Raw genomic sequence first — 683 nt, 5'->3', positions numbered from 1 at the left:
TGGAGACTACAGCCGTAAACCCAACCCAACGGGCTTTGGGCATGGTAAGTACACGTTGCCAGATGTGAAAGCGCCAAAGTTTGAACCAGAAAAAGCGGCGGCAGCGTTTGAAGCTGCGGGCTTCGATAAGATTGGTTCCGATGGTATTCGCGTGAATGATAAAGGTCAGCGTTTGAGCTTTGAATTGACGTACTCATCTCCAGTTCATACACCGCGTATTGCTTTCTTGCGTGAACAGGCAAAATTGGCAGGGTTGGACATTGAGCTGAAGCTGATTGATGGTTCATCGATGTTCAAGTATGTGCGTGAGAAAAAACACGAACTTGCTTTCTTTGATATGGGGACTTCGGAAATCCCAACTTATTGGGAATACTTCCATTCCGTGAACGCGAACAAACCACAAACGAACTCATTCACTAACTACAGCACGCCAGAGCTAGATGAAAAGATCATTGCGTATCGCTTTAACATGGACATGGATAAGAAGATCCAATTAGGTCATGAGATTCAGCGAGACATTATTGATGCGCACGTGATTGTCACTGGCTACATGGTACCTTACGTTCGTTATGGACACTGGCGTTGGTTGAAATTGCCAGAGAAACCAATGAATCGAATGACAGAAGCGTTGTTCAGTGGCGGAATTATCGGTGATGGCACGTATTGGATCGACAAAGACGTGA

Annotated in this window: 1 protein-coding gene; it reads left to right on the top strand. The window is 45.7% G+C overall.

The genetic code is table 11. From position 1 onward, the window contains the following. A partial coding sequence (locus R7Q09_RS25875) for an ABC transporter substrate-binding protein (protein WP_411913125.1) occupies positions 1-683 on the top strand: 683 nt, incomplete at both ends.

Source organism: Vibrio sp. 2130-1 (assembly GCF_033339515.1).
The sequence above is the reverse complement of the archived record's forward strand: the minus strand, read 5'-3'. Positions and strand labels throughout refer to the sequence as shown.